The organism is Planctopirus hydrillae (assembly GCF_001707835.1).
In the GTDB taxonomy this organism is placed as follows: domain Bacteria; phylum Planctomycetota; class Planctomycetia; order Planctomycetales; family Planctomycetaceae; genus Planctopirus; species Planctopirus hydrillae.
In genome coordinates this window covers 1-337 of sequence record NZ_LYDR01000031.1, presented here as the reverse complement: position 1 = coordinate 337, position 337 = coordinate 1, and the positions used below count along the sequence as shown (strand labels likewise).

The 337-nt window shown below is 35.6% G+C and carries 1 protein-coding gene; it reads left to right on the top strand.

The features are described from left to right. On the top strand, positions 1-337 hold a 337-nt coding region (locus A6X21_RS25865; protein WP_498072426.1), incomplete at both ends, for a glutamate ligase domain-containing protein.

Sequence of the window (337 nt, the reverse complement as noted above, 5' to 3'; positions counted from 1 at the left end):
GGCAGATTTAATGTATACAATCTGTTATTGGTATTTGGTATTGCATCTGAAATCGGAATTGAAGACAGCGAAATATTAAAAGCAATCAGCCTGTTAAAAAGAGTAAAAGGACGCTTTGAAACGATAAAATCAAGGACAGGAATTTTCTTTGTGGTGGATTATGCACATACACCGGATGCATTGGAAAATGTACTCAGTACAATCAATGATATAAGAACTAAGAATGAAAGATTAATCTGTGTATTTGGTTGTGGCGGAGACAGAGATCATTCCAAGAGACCGGAAATGGGAGATATTGCCACTAAAAATGCAACATTGGCTATTATTACATCCGATA